20 protein-coding genes are annotated in these 17,299 nt (G+C 48.1%); 5 read left to right on the forward strand and 15 right to left on the reverse strand.

Annotation, left to right across the window (positions count from 1 at the left end; translation table 11 throughout):
• Positions 1–29 precede the first annotated feature (29 nt).
• Together HR45_RS04645 and HR45_RS04650 are read right to left on the reverse strand one after the other, a co-directional pair.
• Entirely contained in the window at positions 30–869 is an 840-nt protein-coding gene (locus tag HR45_RS04645; RefSeq protein WP_162180642.1) for an alpha/beta hydrolase, read from the reverse strand.
• A gap of 87 nt (positions 870–956) precedes the next feature.
• Complete coding sequence (locus tag HR45_RS04650; RefSeq protein ID WP_037440108.1) at positions 957–1,604, reverse strand: MBL fold metallo-hydrolase; 648 nt, start codon at positions 1,602–1,604, stop codon at positions 957–959.
• A gap of 182 nt (positions 1,605–1,786) precedes the next feature.
• Here HR45_RS04650 and HR45_RS04655 point away from each other — a divergent pair, with 182 nt between their 5' ends.
• Positions 1,787–3,070 (forward strand): alpha/beta fold hydrolase, encoded by a 1,284-nt coding sequence (locus tag HR45_RS04655; RefSeq protein WP_037440110.1) that lies wholly within the window; start codon positions 1,787–1,789, stop codon positions 3,068–3,070.
• Between the two features lie 40 nt (positions 3,071–3,110).
• On the opposite strand, the gene HR45_RS04660 is transcribed toward HR45_RS04655, so the two are convergent.
• The 4 genes from HR45_RS04660 to HR45_RS04675 are packed head-to-tail and all read right to left on the reverse strand — an operon-like array spanning position 3,111 to position 6,748.
• Positions 3,111–4,241, reverse strand: coding sequence for an ABC transporter permease (locus HR45_RS04660; RefSeq protein ID WP_037440112.1), 1,131 nt, complete (start codon positions 4,239–4,241; stop codon positions 3,111–3,113).
• The gene (locus HR45_RS04665; RefSeq protein ID WP_037440114.1) at positions 4,231–5,157 is read right to left on the reverse strand and encodes an ABC transporter ATP-binding protein; all 927 of its coding nucleotides are present in this window, start codon (positions 5,155–5,157) and stop codon (positions 4,231–4,233) included. Before HR45_RS04665 ends, HR45_RS04660 begins: the two co-directional genes overlap by 11 nt.
• A complete protein-coding gene (locus tag HR45_RS04670; protein ID WP_037440116.1) occupies positions 5,154–6,092 on the reverse strand; it encodes an HlyD family secretion protein in 939 nt (312 codons plus the stop codon). Before HR45_RS04670 ends, HR45_RS04665 begins: the two co-directional genes overlap by 4 nt.
• Entirely contained in the window at positions 6,092–6,748 is a 657-nt protein-coding gene (locus HR45_RS04675; RefSeq protein ID WP_037440119.1) for a TetR/AcrR family transcriptional regulator, read from the reverse strand. The genes HR45_RS04670 and HR45_RS04675 overlap by 1 nt, the downstream gene beginning before the upstream one ends.
• Positions 6,749–7,400: 652 nt before the next feature.
• On the opposite strand from HR45_RS04675, the gene HR45_RS04680 reads away from it, so the two are divergent.
• Both HR45_RS04680 and HR45_RS04685 read left to right on the forward strand, forming a co-directional pair.
• Positions 7,401–7,898, forward strand: a complete 498-nt coding sequence (locus HR45_RS04680) for a magnesium-dependent phosphatase-1 (RefSeq protein ID WP_081933394.1) — start codon at positions 7,401–7,403, stop codon at positions 7,896–7,898.
• On the forward strand, positions 7,891–8,943 hold the full coding sequence (locus tag HR45_RS04685; protein ID WP_037440121.1) for a hypothetical protein: 1,053 nt from the start codon (positions 7,891–7,893) through the stop codon (positions 8,941–8,943). Before HR45_RS04680 ends, HR45_RS04685 begins: the two co-directional genes overlap by 8 nt.
• A 69-nt stretch (positions 8,944–9,012) precedes the next feature.
• On the opposite strand, the gene HR45_RS04690 is transcribed toward HR45_RS04685, so the two are convergent.
• Positions 9,013–9,945, reverse strand: a complete 933-nt coding sequence (locus HR45_RS04690; RefSeq protein ID WP_037440410.1) for a class I SAM-dependent methyltransferase — start codon at positions 9,943–9,945, stop codon at positions 9,013–9,015.
• Positions 9,946–9,961: 16 nt separating this feature from the next.
• On the reverse strand, positions 9,962–11,053 hold the full coding sequence (locus tag HR45_RS04695; RefSeq protein ID WP_052074504.1) for an AI-2E family transporter: 1,092 nt from the start codon (positions 11,051–11,053) through the stop codon (positions 9,962–9,964).
• Between the two features lie 82 nt (positions 11,054–11,135).
• Between HR45_RS04695 and folX the strand changes: the two genes are divergently transcribed.
• Positions 11,136–11,504, forward strand: a complete 369-nt coding sequence (gene folX, locus HR45_RS04700; protein WP_037440414.1) for a dihydroneopterin triphosphate 2'-epimerase — start codon at positions 11,136–11,138, stop codon at positions 11,502–11,504.
• A 77-nt stretch (positions 11,505–11,581) separates the two neighbouring features.
• Positions 11,582–12,475: a TIGR01777 family oxidoreductase gene (locus HR45_RS04705; protein WP_037440123.1), complete on the forward strand. Its 894-nt coding sequence runs from the start codon at positions 11,582–11,584 to the stop codon at positions 12,473–12,475.
• Between the two features lie 64 nt (positions 12,476–12,539).
• Here the strand turns inward: HR45_RS04705 and HR45_RS04710 are convergent, their stop codons facing one another.
• The 7 genes from HR45_RS04710 to HR45_RS04740 all read right to left on the reverse strand — a co-directional run bounded on the left by HR45_RS04710 (position 12,540) and on the right by HR45_RS04740 (position 17,229).
• Positions 12,540–12,935, reverse strand: a complete 396-nt coding sequence (locus HR45_RS04710; protein WP_037440125.1) for a hypothetical protein — start codon at positions 12,933–12,935, stop codon at positions 12,540–12,542.
• Between the two features lie 118 nt (positions 12,936–13,053).
• A complete protein-coding gene (locus HR45_RS04715) occupies positions 13,054–13,641 on the reverse strand; it encodes a GNAT family N-acetyltransferase (RefSeq protein WP_037440127.1) in 588 nt (195 codons plus the stop codon).
• A gap of 178 nt (positions 13,642–13,819) precedes the next feature.
• On the reverse strand, positions 13,820–14,443 hold the full coding sequence (locus tag HR45_RS04720; protein ID WP_037440129.1) for a 2OG-Fe(II) oxygenase: 624 nt from the start codon (positions 14,441–14,443) through the stop codon (positions 13,820–13,822).
• Between the two features lie 212 nt (positions 14,444–14,655).
• Positions 14,656–14,880, reverse strand: coding sequence for a DUF7661 family protein (locus tag HR45_RS04725; protein ID WP_037440131.1), 225 nt, complete (start codon positions 14,878–14,880; stop codon positions 14,656–14,658).
• Positions 14,881–15,006: 126 nt separating this feature from the next.
• A complete protein-coding gene (locus HR45_RS04730; RefSeq protein WP_037440133.1) occupies positions 15,007–15,588 on the reverse strand; it encodes an HD domain-containing protein in 582 nt (193 codons plus the stop codon).
• 160 nt (positions 15,589–15,748) lie between these two features.
• Entirely contained in the window at positions 15,749–16,300 is a 552-nt protein-coding gene (locus tag HR45_RS04735; protein WP_037440135.1) for an NAD(P)H nitroreductase, read from the reverse strand.
• An 83-nt stretch (positions 16,301–16,383) separates the two neighbouring features.
• Positions 16,384–17,229, reverse strand: a complete 846-nt coding sequence (locus HR45_RS04740; RefSeq protein WP_037440137.1) for a DUF6279 family lipoprotein — start codon at positions 17,227–17,229, stop codon at positions 16,384–16,386.
• Between the last annotated feature and the right edge of the window lie 70 nt (positions 17,230–17,299).

Here is a 17,299-nt window from a genome sequence, read left to right on the forward strand (position 1 = left end):
GCTGATGCGCAATCGAGGCATACAGCGAGCTAAATTTTCGGCGTTACACAACTGATAATCTGACAAAGTTTATCAAAATATAGCGGCCCCGCCGTGACTTGGGTATCGCGATGAGTCCCTCCTTTTATCACCACTAACTCCAGCAAAGACTCATCGGAAACTGCTCGCTGCAATGGTTGCAGTGGTGTTAGCGCATCTCGGTCACCCTGAAAAATCACGACAGCAACACCTGCTAAGCGCCGGAGCTGATCTGTGAGTTTCGGGTTATACGCGAGCAATTGCGCAATAGGCAGCAGTTGCAGCGGCTTTAACCAGATGTTGCCTTTCAATTTCTGACGTACCGTCGCCGCTAATGAGGGAGAAACACCATCCAGCAGCAACCCTCTTGGCTTATTGTTCAAGGCATTTTCAATCGCAATAGCGGCGCCTAATGAGCGACCGATAAACACTGAATCAGCAATACGGCATGCGCTGTGTTGCTCAATATAGCTAACAGCATGTTGAGTGACCGCCTTAACATTGGCGAAATTTGCCGTCCCTTTAGCCCCCTCATATCCCGGATAAGAGATGGCGTAAACCGAAATACCACGACGAGAGAGATGAGCGAACACGTCATTTTCATAGCGGGCAATATCGCCATGTTGACCAGGGAAAAACAGCACGCAACCTGTTTGAGCTGGCGCAATATACGCCCGAATGAGAGACTCAACCCCGTCCGTTGCGACGACATAACGTTGGGTTTCGTGAGTGTTACTTGAGGGGACCTTGATAAAAATCAGGGCCGATAAAAAATAGTGCAGCACGACGACTGCCATCAGGTAATAGATAGCGGCAATCACTAGCGTGCCGAACAAAAATTTTTTAATCACGACGCGATAGCAACTGCCCTTCTTGCACATGGGACGTTAATTAAATGTTGAGTTAACGCCTTAACATAACGTGCCTAAATCAGCGTACTAAAACTCAAACAGCTTATCCGCGACAAACGGGTTATGTTTGCGTTCTTCGGCAAAGGTCGACATCGGACCATGACCAGGAATAAAGCTCACATCATCCCCCAGTGGCCATAATTTTTTACGGATAGAATCCAGCAACGCCTGATGGTTAGAGCCGGGGAAGTCAGTACGGCCAATTGAACCACGGAACAACACATCTCCCACCCAGGCAAGATGGTCTTCAGAAGAGAAAAATACGATATGTCCCGGTGTGTGCCCCGGACAATGTAGCACTTCTAGCGTGATATTCCCGACGCTCACACTATCGCCCTCTTGCAAGTATTGGCTCGGCGTAAACTTTTCGATGGTGGGGAAACCAAATTTCTGACTTTGCATTGGCAAATTATCCAGCCAGAAAGCATCTTCCTCATGCGGGCCAATAATCTCAACACCGGTGGCAGCGGCAAGTGCGGTTGCGCCACCAACATGATCGATATGCCCATGCGTTAACAAGATTTTATCTAAGGTTAAACCATGCTCGGCAATGGCGGTTTGAATGCGTTCAATATCACCGCCCGGGTCGACTACTGCGGCCTTATTGGTTTGTTCACACCAGATCACACTGCAGTTTTGCTGGAACGGTGTTACAGGAACTATCTGATATTTCATCTTGTTAACTACTCATCTGCTTTCACTTAAACGGTAATCGCTTGGTTACCGCTAGGTTCTGTGCAAGCAGTCTACCGCCTTTCGCCACAAAGATCTGCCTAGCGAATGGCGTTCTGGACTGCATTGCATCACAAAATTCAGGTAACATGCGCCAATATGATGAAATCGTTAAGAGCCTCCCCATGGACAACATGATGCAGATTGCAGGCGCGCTCGCCCGCAAACATTTCTTCGATTTACCGCTTGATTATCAGTCACCTAAAACAACAATTCGGATCTTTGCCCGCGAAATTATCGGCCGTCAGGACGGCGCTGAAAACTTGCCGCTGCTACTGTTTTTTCAAGGAGGCCCAGGCTTTGGCGCGCTACGTCCAGCAGCAAATAGCGGTTGGCTCAAACGTGCCTTAAAGGAATTTAGGGTACTGCTGCTGGACCAACGCGGTACGGGCTTGTCCTCGCCCATCAGCTTTGCCAGCTTGCAACATCTGACGCCTACCGAACAAGCGGAGTACTTGGGTCATTTTCGCGCCGATAATATCGTTCGCGATGCTGAAGCCATTCGCCAGCAGCTATCACCGAATACGCCATGGTCAGTGTTAGGCCAAAGCTTTGGTGGATTTTGTATTCTGCGCTATCTCAGTGCTGCGCCTGAAGGCTTAAAGCAAGCATTTATCACCGGTGGCATTCCATCGCTCAATCGTAGTGCAGAGGAAGTTTATCAAGCCACATTTAAACGTGTCGCCCAAAAAAATGCAGATTTCTTTTGCCGCTTTCCCGATGTGCGCGACATTAGCCAAAGATTGGTAAGCTACATTAATGAGCATGAAGTGTTGCTGGCGAACGGCGATAAACTCAGCGTAGAAATGCTGCAACTACTGGGTATTCACTTAGGCATGGAGCAAGGTGCAGAAAGTCTTTACTACTTGCTCGAACAAGCACTGATTGATACGCCTAGCGGCACTGAGCTTAATCCGCTGTTTTTGTCACACTTCACTGAGATGCTGAGTTACCACACTAACCCGATTTATGCGATTTTGCATGAATCGATATACTGCCAACAGCAAGCATCCCGTTGGGCGGCGCACCGAGTTAGGCAAGCAATGCCTGAATTCGCTAACAATGCAGATGAAGTGATGTTTACCGGTGAAATGGTATTCCCGTGGATGTTTGACCAGATAAAGTGGCTACAGCCGCTCCAGCAAGCAGCCGAACTACTCGCAGCTAAACAAGACTGGCCAGCACTTTACGATCTCGATGTCCTTGCCAACAACAAAGTGCCAGTTGCAGCTGCAGTCTACAGTAACGATATGTATGTGGAACGTGAATTTAGCGAAGAAACGGCCGCAGTAGTGCCCAATATTCGCACGTGGATCACCTCTGAATACGAACACAACGGCCTGCGCATGGATGGCGAACATATTCTGGATCGCTTGATCGCGCTAAACAAAGGCAATTGCATGCGCTAGTCTCACTAAAAATCTGAGGCGCGAGCAGTAAACTCGCGCTTCATTCTAAACGTTTGTTGAAACGTTTCGCCGCCACTAATACGCCAACACAGGTGAACCCCAACAGCCATAGTGCATCCTTGCTGAGCGAAAACACATCAGCATCACGCAATACAATGCCACGCACCATGCGCATAAAGTGGGTCGCTGGCAGCACCTCCGCAATCCACTGCGCTGGAATTGGCATTGCATCGTACGGGAACATAAACCCCGACAATAGAATCGATGGCATTAAAATAAACACTGTCATCTGCATGGCTTGTAACTGATTTTTTGTGAGTGTGCTGATCACCAGCCCTAAGGTTAAGCTAGCAAAAATGAACAACAGTGAAGCAATCAATAGCGAATCGAGGCCTCCCCGCACAGGCACAGCAAAGACCCAATGCCCGACTGACAGAATAATGCTTGCCTGCACTAATCCCACAAACACATAAGGCACAATCTTGCCAACCATAAGCTCAACGGGCTTCACCGGCGTGGCAATCAGAAACTCCATATTGCCCTGCTCGCGCTCTCGAACGATAGCGGCGGAGGTAAACATCACCATGGTCATGGTGAGAATGATCGCCAACAACCCCGGCACTATGTTCACCACTGAACGTTGCTCGGGGTTGAAATACTGCACCACTTCAAAACTCGGCGCTGTCAGCGTGACCCCTTTAGCCGTCAACTCGGTCAGCGGCATATTGCGGAGCGAGCGCATCGCGGCGGCCACCATAGTATCGGCGCCATCTACCAGCCATTGCGCCACAGGTCGCGTTAATGGTGAATATTCTCGGTTGTGGTCAAACGCAGGGTGCAAGACTAAGCGAGATGAAAAATCGGCGGGAATAAGCAGCACCGCTTTGACTTCACCGCGAGTAATAGCCTCGTCAGCCGCTTGGGCGGAATAATAGCGTTGGGTAAAATCTACGACTTGCGTGGCGCTGACCATCTGGAACAACTGACGGCTGTAACTGGTTTGGCTTAAATCGACAATCCCCGCAGGTACGTGGCGCACATCGGTATTGATGGCATAGCCAAACAGCATGAGTTGCATCAGCGGTAACATAACGATCATGCCAAAGGTCATGCGATCGCGCCGTAATTGCTTCAGTTCTTTGGTAACAATCGCCCACAGTCTAGCCCACATGGCGACCTCCGGTGCAACTGACAAACACATCTTCAAGGCTTGGTCGTACTAAGGCTAGGTCGTAGTTATCGCTGAATGGTGTTAACAAGCCGATGGCATCATCCACCGATTTACTGACTAATACTCGCAGATGATTACCGACTTGGGCTGCCGAAATCACGTCAGGCAGCGCCGATAAACGCTGTTTGACTTGTCGTAGTGAATCACCCGAAATCTCGACCACATTGGCCGACATGGATTGCATCAGCTCGCGCGGCGCGCCGTCAGCGCGCTTGATACCGTGCTCCAAAATAGCTAAGCCGTGACACCGCTCCGCTTCATCCATATAGTGAGTTGACACCAAAATGGTGGTTCCTGCAGCACTTAAATCAAATAGACGTTCCCAAAAATCGCGCCGATTTTCAGGGTCAACCGCAGACGTAGGCTCATCTAAAAACAGCAACTCCGGATGATGGATAGTGGCACATGCCAGCGCTAACCGCTGTTTTTGCCCACCACTCATCGTCCCGGCAAGCTGTTGTTGCCTTTCACTCAAACCATAGAGTTGCAGTAGTTCATCAATGCGCTTCTTAGCTTGCACGCCTTTTACGCTGTAAATTGCCGCCACAAAGCGCAGGTTTTCCAATACGGTAAGATTCTCAAACAGCGAGAACTTCTGCGTCATATAACCGATACGGCTTTTCAGCGCTTCTTCATGGCCGGCAAGTGGTTGTCCAAGAACCGTCACCTCGCCTTCATCGGCAATAAGCAGTCCCGTGAGTAAGCGGATAGCAGTAGACTTTCCGCAGCCATTGGGACCAAGAAAGCCATATATTGCGCCGCGCTCAATGGATAATGACAGTTGGTTAACCGCGGTTAACTGACCAAAACGCTTAGTGAGTCTATCTGCTTTTAGCGCTATCTCCGCGTGAGTCATGGCAAAGACACCTCGACAGCAACACCGGCAGGCACGTTGATATTTTGTGGCAAATCAATATCGGTGAGATACATCAACCGCGCCCGATCGCGTTCATTGAGCGCATAAAATGGTGTAAACGCTGGCTGGCTGCGAATATGCCGCACAACGCCGCTGACGACGCCATCACGACCATCAACTTTGACATCAATCGCATCTCCTTGATGTATTTTGCTCAACGCTGTTTCCGGTAAATAGACGCGCGCATAGATACGCTCACTGGCTAACAAACTGACCAGTTGCGCACCTGCTGGCACTCGGTCACCGTTTTTCCACGGCAGGGTGTCGACAATGCCAGCTTTAGGGGCTCGCAAGGTAAGATCATCCAATGATTTTTCAGCAGACTGCAGTGCGGCCTCAGCAACATGCACCTGTTGCTCGGCTTGGGCAATTTCTTCAGGACGATTGCCGTTTTGTAGTTGTAGCCATTGCTGATATAGCTGCTGTTCAGACGCGGCCGTTTGGTCGCGACTCGCCAGCGCGTTATCAAGTTCCGCTTGACCGATCATCTGCTGTTTAAACAGTTGCTGACTGCGCAGATATTGACGCTGTGCTTCAATCGCGTTGGCTTTGGCGGCGAGATAGGCCGAATTTGCCGCCGCAATGGTTTCCTGACGAGCACCTTTTTGCAGCAAGCTAAATTGTGCTTTCGCTTGCAATAACTCAGCTTGACGCTGTGCCACCAAAGCGTTCGCGATACGGTTATCAAGCTGGACTAATACTTGTCCTTGTTTAACCTGTTGCCCTTCTTCAACAGCTAACTCGGTGATTTGAGCATTGACTGGTGCACTGAGTAGCATGCGATCACGCTCGACGGTTCCCATTGCGACTGAGGTTTGCTGCTCGCACCCGCAAAGCCAGCACAGCAGCAAGGTTCCCAAAATAAATCGATTCATTATTTTCGCTCCTGCGTTGTGCTATCTAAGGTATCGCGGCTGAACAAGCCGTTCTGCATCACTTGATGATTATGCTGCAACAGCGTGGCTAACATCTCGTCACTCAAAGTGAACCCAAAATGTTGCATCACCGCCTTGGGGGCTATCAAGGGAAACACCATCAAGCTAATGAAGCTTAATCTCACCAGCTTAGGATCGAGTCCGGTGTTAAGTTGTTGATGCTCAGCTAATTTCTGTACCCAGCTTGTTGAATGCTCGAGGATCTCCAGAAACACACTCGACAAGGCGTCAAATGCCTCATTACTACTTTGATTATTCATGACTTGATAGATAAGACGTGGTAACGCTGGATTGGCCGCCATCATCTGATAATAGGCGTGCATCAGTTCAATCGGCTGGTGCTGATCGTTCATTAGGGTGTTACGTAAAATATCCAGCACGGGCGCCATCGTATCGCGCACCATGGTTTCAAACAGCCCCGCTTTAGAGCCAAAATAGTAGCGGATCATCGCCGCATCTACGTTTGCACGCCGTGCAAGTTCACGAATAGACACCCGCTCGTAGCTATTGTTCAAAAAGCAGGCTCTCGCCGATTCAATGAGCGCCGCTCGCGTTTGCGATTCGCCACTAGGTCGCCCAAGCTTGTTCGTCGTCATACTGCCATCCGATTAATTCCTCTACTGATGAATATAACCAATAGACCGCAAAACATCAGGGAGAATAATTCCGCAAAATGACCTACGACGCTGAATTAGCCCAAATCGCAGGCAAAAAAATCCCCCATGTTGAGATGGGGGAAATTTAACAAACCGAAGAGAATGACGCTTAGGTCGCGCTTTCATATCCTGAGCGAACGGTGACATCGTCCTTGATGGTAATTGTTGTCGTCATAACTTCGGCATTTTTGCTTGATTTGGTGTCTTTATTTTATGAATGCTGCGCTGTTGTGTCCGCAGTGCCGCAATCAATTGAGCCAACCGCCAATACCGATAAAGGGGCAAAACGACATTAGAGGTTTTACTCAACGCGTTTTAGTCTATCAGTATTTGTTCACAGTGGTTACAAAAAACTTTCAGTTATGACCATCCAAATCAAAAAATAAGCAGATTTTTCGCCATTTTCTGAAAGAAAACCTGTAAGCCTTTCAGTTGTAATCGAGTTAGACTGTTTTTTCGGCTTAACTTAATTGATATCTACGCGATTCACTGGCTTGCCAATAAAAATCCTTAACCTAAGCCTATTGATTGTTAGCAGAATATTTTTTATAAAAGTCAGTAAGTTGAAAAACATATGGCCAATACGCGCAGAATGACTGTATCTCTCGTCGTGTTTGATCTGGATTTTACATTGTGGGACTGTGGTGGAACTTGGTGTGATCATACCCGCCCACCATATCGTCGGCGTCAGCACCACATAGTGGATGCAGATGGCCTGATCATCCGCCTCTATGACGATGTGCAACAGATACTGTCCGTGGTTAAAACCCAGCAATTGCCCGTCGCAATAGCATCAAGGACATATGAGCCAGGTTGGGCAAAAATGTTGCTACAGTTATTTGAGATTAACGATGTTTTTGTAGAGCAACAGATATTCCCTGACAGCAAAGTACATCACTTCAAACTCTTGCAAGAGGCAACGGGTGTCCGCTACGAAGAGATGGTGTTTTTTGACGATGAAATGCGCAATATTCGAGATATCAGTGCGCTTGGCGTAACCGCCGTGCATGTAAAAAACGGCATTAATTGGCAATTATTTCAACAATATGTATTGCATGCTCAGCAAGGAAGTGAAATTCAATATGCGTAAATTACTCCACGGGATCGCTTATAGTCTGTTGTTATGTACGACGGTACAGGCAAACGATATTACTCAACTCGACAGCAGCATAGATTTTCGCGCTGTTTATTGGCACGGAAATCAAGTGTGGGCATCAGGTACTGCAGGAAGTGTTTACATGTCGGCCGACAATGGCAAACATTGGCAACAGATAACCGCCCCACAGAATACTGAGCAACTCGAATTCCGTGACATCCAGCCTCTGGGTGATGGCAAAGTGTTGTTGATGAGCGCAGGCCCTGCCGATGCTTCTCGCATTTACGCTACCGACAATAATGGCACCGACTGGCGTCAAGTGAGTAGTGGTGCCAACCCGCAACAGTTTTATGACTGTTTGCAAATGATCGACAGTCAAACAGGTTATTTGTACGGTGATGCGGATGAACAGGGTCTCTTTGTGTTGCAAACTCAGGACGGTGGTAATCGTTGGCAGCGTGTCGACCTACCAATGCAGGCGCAAGCCGCAGAAGGCGGGTTCGCATCCAGTGGCACCTGTGTCAATCGCGGCAACAGCAATATAAAAGTCGTGATAGGTACAGGTAATGCGACAACGGCACGATTACTGTTACGCGATGCATCTGGCTGGATGGCGATTGATACGCCGTTTTCTGGCGGTCCATCCGCAGGCGTGTTCTCGGTACAACTTAGCGGTGATGATATCTATGTTGTTGGTGGTTCATTGAAAGCCCTCGATAAACCAGCAACGGCCTGGCGCTATAATCTCACACATAAACGATGGATAGCATTGCCGACAGTGCCGCTTAAGGGTGCAGTCTACGGCTCGGCAATCTATCGTAACGGTGAAGATGAGCAACTGTGGATTGCCAACCCCAACGGTGTCGCCTCGCTCGACATCAAGCAAGCTGATAAGCCTGACCACTACCTCTGGCAAATGCGCAGTAAATTAAATATTTGGAGTATCGCCTGCCGCGAAGGACAAGGATGTATCGGCGTCGGACAACAAGGCACCATTCAACGCTTTAACAATAAGCCAGCACCTTCACCTAGCCATTAGTGTCCACATAGCATCAATTAAAGCGCAGCTCGATGGCATCTTGCCTCGAGCTGCCAGCTCTCTCTTGGCTTAACCCGCTTTATCTACGCTGATATCCGCCGCCTGATAGCGATACACCAACACTTTTAGTGCGCGCTCGACATCGACATCGGCAAACACCGCGGGATTGGCGATTTGCTCAATAAACGTTAATTGCGGTGCCGCGTCAGCCACCTGCTGCATCAAGAACTCACGGCCGAGTTCCGGTGCATTTAAACACAGTAGCACCTTGGCGCCATCGTTCAGCAACTCAGGTAAGCGTCGTAACAGTCGCACATAATCTTTGGTCGCAACAAAACTGCCTTTTTGATTACTGGGAGGATCTGCGATTAATAAATCGTAAGGTCCCAGCTTTTTGAGTTTGCCCCACGACTTAAAAATATCATGCCCCAGAAAACGGGCGCCTGAAGCCAATTCATTCAACATATGGTTCTGCTTGCCAATCGACAGTGCGCCTTTTGCCATATCGATATTAACCACCTCATCAGCACCACCACTCAGCGCCGCCACTGAGAATGCGCAGGTATAGGCAAACATGTTCAACACTTTTTGATATTGAGCGTTGTCTGCCACCCACTGGCGCCCATTACGCATATCGAGAAACAGACCATGGTTTTGACCGCGCATTAAATGCACATAAAACTGGCGACCATTTTCGCTAACGACATGCGCATCTGGCAGTTCACCTTGCAGCAATTCGGTTTTAGTCTGGCCGCCAGCGCGATATTGATACACCAGATTAAGCGGCAGTCCTAAGGTTGCAAATCGCTGCGCCAAACCTTGCTGCAAAGTGCTGAGGTCATCGGCGCTCAATTCGCGAAACGAGGTCAATAACAAGGCTGGCGGAAACCAATCTAAGCACAGATGCTCGCAACCGGGCAGTAAGCCACCACGACCATGAATGAGACGTTCTGCATCTGTCGCAGGGAGAATTGCGTCAATTGCCGTAAGAAAAGGTTGCAGTGAGTCTTGCATAGAATTACGAGTTCTCTTCCTCAGAAGCAGCAGTACGCTGCTGCGCATTTTGATGAATATCTTCAGCACTGGCATCATCAGCCAGTAAAATTGCCAGCTTGCGCGAACCTTCGTTAGCCTCTAACGCGATTTTGACAATCATCGTCAGCGGCACAGATAGCAGCATACCGACCGAGCCCAATAACCAGCCCCAGAAAATCAATGAGAGGAACACCACCAGCGTTGATAATCCCAACCCACGCCCCATAAAGCGTGGTTCAACCACATTGCCCATCACCATATTGATAGCGACATACAAAATGGCAACGCCACCAGCGCCTGAAGGGCCAAACTGCACAAACGCCAGCAATACCGGCGGCAGTGCTGCGATAACGGAACCTATGTTCGGAATGTAATTAAACAGAAAGGCGACCACAGCCCATAGCAGCGGATAATCCACCCCCATCAACCACAGCCCCAAACCAGCAATTGCCCCGGTCGCTAAACTCACTAAGGTTTTGATCACCATGTAGCGGTTAACTGACTTCATAAAGCGGTCGATCTGCGACAAACGCATATCGGGGTCATCTAAGGCTAAATGTAATTTGCGTGGCAATGACTCTGCTTCAAACAACATGAACACGATGGTTAAAATAATCAGGAACAGGTTAGCCATGACATTACCCACCCCCGATAAGGTATTGGTGGTCATCGACAACGCCATGCCTGGATCGAAATAGGCCAGCACTTTATCTTTAGAAATCTGAATGTTAAATTCACGCAGCTTATCGAGGATCCAAGAAAATTGATCCACTAACTGAGCACGATAGAGCGGCAAATGTTTAGTAAAGTCATTGATCGAACTGCCGACCACAGACGCCAGCCACAGTCCTGCCAGTAAAATCAGTCCCATTAATAAAAATACTGCTAACCAACGCGGTACTCGGTAACGGACAAAGGTACTGATCGCCGGACTACAGATCATCGCAATAAACACCGACAACACGAATGGCACCACGATTGCGCTCGCTGCCTTAATACCAGCAAGCACAATCACCACAAATGCCATTACTGCAAATCCGCGCACAGTCATAGAGGGACGATAGCTTTGCTGCATCAACAAATTTCCTTCTGGTTCTTAGACAAAATTGCTAATCTTAAAGAATAAATTCCCAGCTCAAACAATAAGTAAGCTTATGATTAATCCAGAACTGGCTATTATACGCATTAAAAATCTTAGATTGCGCACTTTTATCGGTATTAAAGAGGAAGAAATCAACAATCGGCAAGATGTCATTATTAACGTGGTAATTCACTATGCTGCCGACAGAGCCTACCAAACCGACGAGATGGAACATGCACTCAACTACCGTACTATCACTAAAGCGATCATCGCGTTAGTGGAAGATAATCGTTTCTCTCTGCTTGAGCATCTTACCGGCAAAATTTTGGAGATTGCCAGCGAACACTCTTGGGTAGAATTTGCTTCAGTCGAAGTCGATAAACCTCATGCGCTGCGCTTTGCAGATTCGGTGTCGCTACAACTGAGCTGGCAAAAACCGCAGTGATCCTTGCCCCCGTTTTGTTACGTATAAGCTGTTATCTTCTATAGTTAATTTATGTTCAACTCACAACGGTTGCCGTTATGAAAATTCTGCTTACTGGTGCAACAGGTCTGGTCGGAAGCGCGTTAGTTACCTTACTGGCGCCCGAGCATGAATTAATGATTGTTAGCCGTGATCCAAGCCGTGCACGGCAACAGCTCGGCCATGAGCATCAGTATTTAGCTTCTCTCGACCAATTACATAATCTCAATGAAGTCGACGCTGTCATCAATCTCGCCGGGGAGCCAATAGTCGCCAAGCGTTGGAGTGAAGCCCAAAAGCAGAAAATCTGTCACAGCCGTTGGGATATTACCGAAAAACTCAGTAGCCTTATTGCCGCATCAAGCACGCCTCCCCACACCTTTCTGAGTGCTTCCGCCGTTGGTTATTATGGACGTCAGTCAAGTAACCCGATTGATGAGCAAGGTGTTCCACACGACGAATTCAGCCATCAAATCTGTAAGGTATGGGAAGAAAAAGCTCTCGCGGTTGCTGATAAGACGAGAGTCTGTATCTTTCGTATCGGTATTGTGCTGGCAGCTCATGGTGGCGCGCTCGCTAAAATGCTGCCAGCTTTTAAATTGGGTTTAGGCGGCCCGATTAGTGATGGGCAACAGGGCATGAGCTGGATCCATCTGCAGGATTTACTCAGGTTACTAAATTTTCTGCTGACTCATGCAGAATGTCGTGGCATCTATAACGCAACCGCCCCAAATCCGGTCAGTAATGCGATTTTCACTAAAGCGCTGGCGCATGCATTACATCGTCCTGCGTGCTTACCTGCCCCCGCTTTTGCGCTTAAAGTTGCGCTAGGAGAGATGGCGGAACTGTTAACCGAAGGGCAATTTGTGCTGCCTAAGCACGCGCAATCCGATGGTTTTGAATTTCGCTTTACCGACATCAATGATGCAATGGACGACCTGTTCAACCGTTGAAATCTGCGGCTAACTCAGATAGCAAAAAGCCCACTACAGTGGGCTTTTATCTGCAACTAGAAAATTACATCTTGGCCATAATCCAGTAGTTGAGGCGTTCTTGAGGATTACTGAGGATCTGCTGACATTTGTCTTTATATTGGCGCATTAATGCCCCCATCCCCTGCCCGCCCGTCGAGGCCATCATCTGCTCTTTCGCCTTTTCAATAGCGCTCGCAGCCACCTCTTTTGCCTCATATTTATCAGCTAACTGTTGCGCTTCGCTGGCCGATTTTTGCAGACGTTCGCCCACGGCCGCCATTTGTGGTGCGTTCATTGCGGCCACCATCTGCGAGCCCAATTCGTAATAAGCGGCACACTGATGTAACTCGTCGGCAAACGCGTTTTCCGCTTCGCCCGCTGACGCGTTAATACTCACCAACAAAACCGGCGCACCCAGCCAAAATCCTATCTTCTTCATTCGTCACTGTTTCCCCTGTGCTTGAATGGCTTAAAACTACTTTAGCCATTTCTTAATTTCAAGCAGCAGGATAAACAAATAAGGCAGCCGCAGCTGCCTTAACACTATGTTTACTGACTCACGTGTCAGCATATTGCGACAACATGCGCTTGAGGTTGGCTTTCACCTCAGGCCACTCACTGTCGATAATCGAATACACCACTGTGTCGCGTACCGTACCATCTTTTAAAATGCGATGGTTGCGAAGAATGCCATCTTGCTTGGCGCCCAAACGCATAATCGCTTGCCGGCTGGCTTCATTATTAAAATGGGTCCGAAACTCCACCGCGATAACATCCAGAGTGCTAAAAGCATAGTTGAGTAATAACAACTTACATTCTGTGTTAACCGCACTACGTTGCACGCTCTTGCTATACCAAGTGTAACCAATCTCGATATGGCGATTGGGTTGATCCCAGTGACATAAGCGCGTACACCCCACTATCGTACCGCTAGCACGATGGCGCACGGCAAAGGCTAAGCTCTCACCGCGTTTTTCCTCAGCCATTGCGGTCAAGATATAATCCTTCATCTCTTCAGGACGCGGTACGCTGGTGTACCATAAATTCCACAATTCACCGTCCGCCACAGCAATCGATAGTGCTGCCAAATGGTCCAATGTTAGGGGTTCGAGAATGACGTATTCTCCGGACAAACTACCATCCATTTGCACGAAGCCTCTCCTTTTCAACGTTCCAATCTTATTAACCCCAACAACAACTTATAGGTTTGTTAAAACCACAAGGGTCTATCGAACTATCGCGAAAATAGCGGCAAAGCGCAAGCAACTGAGTGGATTTATTTAGTGCTTGGTGAAGCGGCGGCAAGCCAGCATGAGCAACGGTTTAGAAACCATAATTGCTGTTGCTGACACGAAACCACCCAGCAATACTGCCGCGACCGCGGGCTGTGGGGCGAACCTCATGTGGGAAACGCTCACTGAGAAAAATCACTAATGTGCCAAACTCAGGCAATACTGTTTCCAGCAGATTATCGGCTTCATCGTAAATGATCAGCTCACCGCCCTGCTGCTGTTGCCAGTCTGGGTTGAGAAAAAATACTGTGGTGAGAATACGGTTTTGACTGCCTCGCAGCGCGTCCAAGTGCTTTTTATAGAAAGCCCCCGGCCGATACCAAGCATAATGACTTTCATAGTCGAATAAGCCCATGAATAGCCGCTGATTAAGCCCTTCGCGTAATGATGACATAAAGCTTAAGTAGCGCATATCTGGCTCACTGTCAGGTGTTAGCCATCGAATTCGGTCAGAACGGATTTCGTGATTCAGTTGCTGCTCACTACCGCGGCCGATAGCGGCAAAACGAAAATCTTCCACTGGCGCATCTTCAACGCGATGCCGCAAAGCCTCTGTGAGCTCTGTCGGCAAAACGTCTCGCAGAATCAAATAGCCATCGTCCACTAATTTATCAGCAATGGTATCAAGCAAGTGTGAATCGAAGACGTGAGGCATTAATGTTCCGGCGCAATAGGCCAAAGCGAAAGTCTTGAATGACTGACAACTTTGGGAAATATCCACTAAAAAAGGCCTTCGCAAAATAATGCAAAGGCCTTTATCTACATGCGCGGATTCTAGGGTTGGAAATCAGCAACAACAATGAGTTTCGATTCGTATACAAATCATTAGCATACAAATTATTTCATTGGCAAATAAAGAAATCGGTTTTAGCTTTTATTTGAACGAGTTACGTTCGCATGATGGGCGGTTGCGTTTTCGTGGAATATGTCAGCTAAGTAGCTGGCTAAATCCTTGTCAGACAGTTCTGCGGGGATCACAACCTCATAAACTCTCGCCCGCAAGCCCGTTCCTGAGTCCCGAAATAGTAACCACTCGCCGTTTTGACGTAGCACAGACATTGGAGTACCAAACACATCAAATTTTAACCACATGCTGTAACTCCAAAGTTGCTACTTACTTATGTAAAAACACCACGAATAGATTTTTTGCTTGGCCCCCTGTTCTTGCGATAAACAGGCACAGAAAGAGAGTAAATCATCGCGGTTTCAAATAGCCAATCAATCACTTAGCCAACCCATGTCGACCGCATATTCCAGTTTAACCATGAACCATGCAAAAATTTCCGGGCTTTCGTGCTCAATGAACTTATGCATTTTTAACACCTGGCTTTTACGTATACTGTTCTCCTGCCAAGCCCGTCCTTGACTGGCAATATTGTGAAGAAAAGGAAGTAAGCGGTCGATCACCTTCAGCAATTTTGCTTCCTTACTGGCACCAGACTCCTGCTCTTCCCAGAGTTCAACCATGTTGTGAATTGAATTGCCGTGATGAGATGCCAGCAGTTTGACGCTAGCGCGCTCTTTAATGTGAGCTGAGTTTCGTTCATCGCTGTAAAGAAAGGTATCACCTGCACCTATCTCACCAATATCATGCAACAGCGCCAACTTTATCAGCTTGGCAACATCATAATCATCTTGTAAAAGCTCAGCGAACGCCCAACATGCCATTGCCAAATGCCATGAATGTTCCGCCGAATTTTCAAGTCGCTCTCCGCCGTTGATGTAGGTACGCCGATTCACTGATTTCAATGCGTCTAGTTGAAGCATAAACTCTGATATCGCTGCAAACTTATCGCTCACGTAACACTCCTATAGCAATCGTCATCCCTCAAAATACTGTGTCGCATTACCCAAGTTTGATCAACATGAAGTCACGAGAAGTTCAAAAACATGAATATGGCGCAAGACACAAAAAAGCCACTGCAACTCAATGACAGTGGCTTTTTTGAAAGCGCATTAATTACAGATAGCGGGCGAACTGACTGCCATCTTTTTGTGGTTTCAGCGGCATATCAATTGCTGGAGTGCCGATGTAGAGGAATCCTACGATCTGGTCGTCAATTTCCAAGCCTAATTCTTTATTGACAGTTTCATCAAAGGCAAAGCTGCCGGTACGCCATATTGCCCCAAGCCCTTGCGCAAACGCAGCCTGCTGCATAGCCATCGCTGCACATCCTGCGGCAAGTTGCTGTTCTAACTCAGGTACCTTTTTAATATCACTACGGGTTTTGGCCACCACGGTGATGATCATCGGTGCACGCTTGGGCATATTAGCGGCTTTCTCAATAAAGTCGTCATCTGCGCCTTGTTGGCTGGCGGCAGCTTCAAAGATGTCAGCTAACTTACTCAAGCCATCGCCTTCCGCGATGATAAATTCCCACGGGGTAAGACCGCCGTGATCTGGAACTCGGGCCGCTGCATCTAAAATCACCTTCATTTGGTCGGCGTTAGGTGCAGGCTTAGTTAATCGAGGGCAGGATTGGCGAGTTAGCAGCAGTGTTAATGCATCCACAATGTTGTCCTTAATCTTGTTGGCCGATGGCTAACAGCATAACAAAGTCAGCCAATCGGAAAACCTGTTTTTGTTGCTAATAATTAATCACTCTCGGCCGCCAGCTCGTCAAGATCCTCAATCAGATCATCAAGCTTTTTCAGCAGATGATAACGTTGTTTGGCGGTTAAGGTGGGCCGCAATTGCACTAAGAACTCACCGAATTTCTGTGTGTTACGCTCAAGTTTTTGACGGTAGTCTTCACTGCGTAACTGTTGTGGTGAGGTCAGTAACATACGCAACTGTTGTTTCAGCTGTGGGGTATTGTCGCGCTGCTCAAGGGTTTGTTTAAACTGTTGATACCAAGCGTGACGATATTCCAGCCACATATCCGTAGTGAATTCTCGCTCGCTATTATACTGGTGTACAAGCTGTTTTTGCGCTTTGGTGACACTGCCAAGCCACTCATCTAACCGATCGCTTAAACGTTCGTCAGCTTCCGTTAACTGTTGCTCAGCCGTCTTATCGGCGAACTCGTCATCGAGTTCTTGTTGCTCTTCAGTGAGCTTTTGGTTGATTTTCGCGACTTGCTCATCGGTCAACGATAGTACTAATGGCCACATCTCATCAAAATACTGCTCAAAGATATGAAACCAATGGCCACGCAACTGTTCAACAAACGTTTGCCAGGTTTGGGGAGATAGGCTGCCATCATCAATCTGGTGACGGAATTGGCGCAGATCAGCGCTGTATTTAGGCAGTTCACTTTGACGATGCCACTTGAGAAAGCTGTTGAGCAAATTATCAAACTGCGCTTCCTGCTCATCATTGAGGCTAACGTAATCATCCAAGCCCCACTCAATGGCCCAATCCATAAAGTGATAACTCATCTTGGTGGAACAGGCTGTTAGGCCGAACATCAGTATCGCGATCGCTAGCAGTCGTTTCATCCTTTCTGGCTTCCTTGTCGAAAATTAACGGCATTCGGTGAGTATTGGAGCGCACAATTCGGGCAAAAGT

The sequence above is a fragment of the Shewanella mangrovi genome (assembly GCF_000753795.1).
In the GTDB taxonomy this organism is placed as follows: Bacteria; Pseudomonadota; Gammaproteobacteria; order Enterobacterales; family Shewanellaceae; genus Shewanella; species Shewanella mangrovi.

Coding starts and splice junctions, on each gene's coding strand:
- HR45_RS04650 (WP_037440108.1), bottom strand. CDS start 1,604: ATGAAATATCAGATAGTTCCTGTAACACCGTTCCAGCAAAACTGCAGT.
- HR45_RS04655 (WP_037440110.1), top strand. CDS start 1,787: ATGGACAACATGATGCAGATTGCAGGCGCGCTCGCCCGCAAACATTTC.
- HR45_RS04660 (WP_037440112.1), bottom strand. CDS start 4,241: ATGTGGGCTAGACTGTGGGCGATTGTTACCAAAGAACTGAAGCAATTA.
- HR45_RS04665 (WP_037440114.1), bottom strand. CDS start 5,157: ATGACTCACGCGGAGATAGCGCTAAAAGCAGATAGACTCACTAAGCGT.
- HR45_RS04670 (WP_037440116.1), bottom strand. CDS start 6,092: ATGAATCGATTTATTTTGGGAACCTTGCTGCTGTGCTGGCTTTGCGGG.
- HR45_RS04675 (WP_037440119.1), bottom strand. CDS start 6,748: ATGACGACGAACAAGCTTGGGCGACCTAGTGGCGAATCGCAAACGCGA.
- HR45_RS04680 (WP_081933394.1), top strand. CDS start 7,401: ATGACTGTATCTCTCGTCGTGTTTGATCTGGATTTTACATTGTGGGAC.
- HR45_RS04685 (WP_037440121.1), top strand. CDS start 7,891: ATGCGTAAATTACTCCACGGGATCGCTTATAGTCTGTTGTTATGTACG.
- HR45_RS04695 (WP_052074504.1), bottom strand. CDS start 11,053: ATGCAGCAAAGCTATCGTCCCTCTATGACTGTGCGCGGATTTGCAGTA.
- HR45_RS04705 (WP_037440123.1), top strand. CDS start 11,582: ATGAAAATTCTGCTTACTGGTGCAACAGGTCTGGTCGGAAGCGCGTTA.
- HR45_RS04710 (WP_037440125.1), bottom strand. CDS start 12,935: ATGAAGAAGATAGGATTTTGGCTGGGTGCGCCGGTTTTGTTGGTGAGT.
- HR45_RS04715 (WP_037440127.1), bottom strand. CDS start 13,641: ATGGATGGTAGTTTGTCCGGAGAATACGTCATTCTCGAACCCCTAACA.
- HR45_RS04720 (WP_037440129.1), bottom strand. CDS start 14,443: ATGCCTCACGTCTTCGATTCACACTTGCTTGATACCATTGCTGATAAA.
- HR45_RS04725 (WP_037440131.1), bottom strand. CDS start 14,880: ATGTGGTTAAAATTTGATGTGTTTGGTACTCCAATGTCTGTGCTACGT.
- HR45_RS04740 (WP_037440137.1), bottom strand. CDS start 17,229: ATGAAACGACTGCTAGCGATCGCGATACTGATGTTCGGCCTAACAGCC.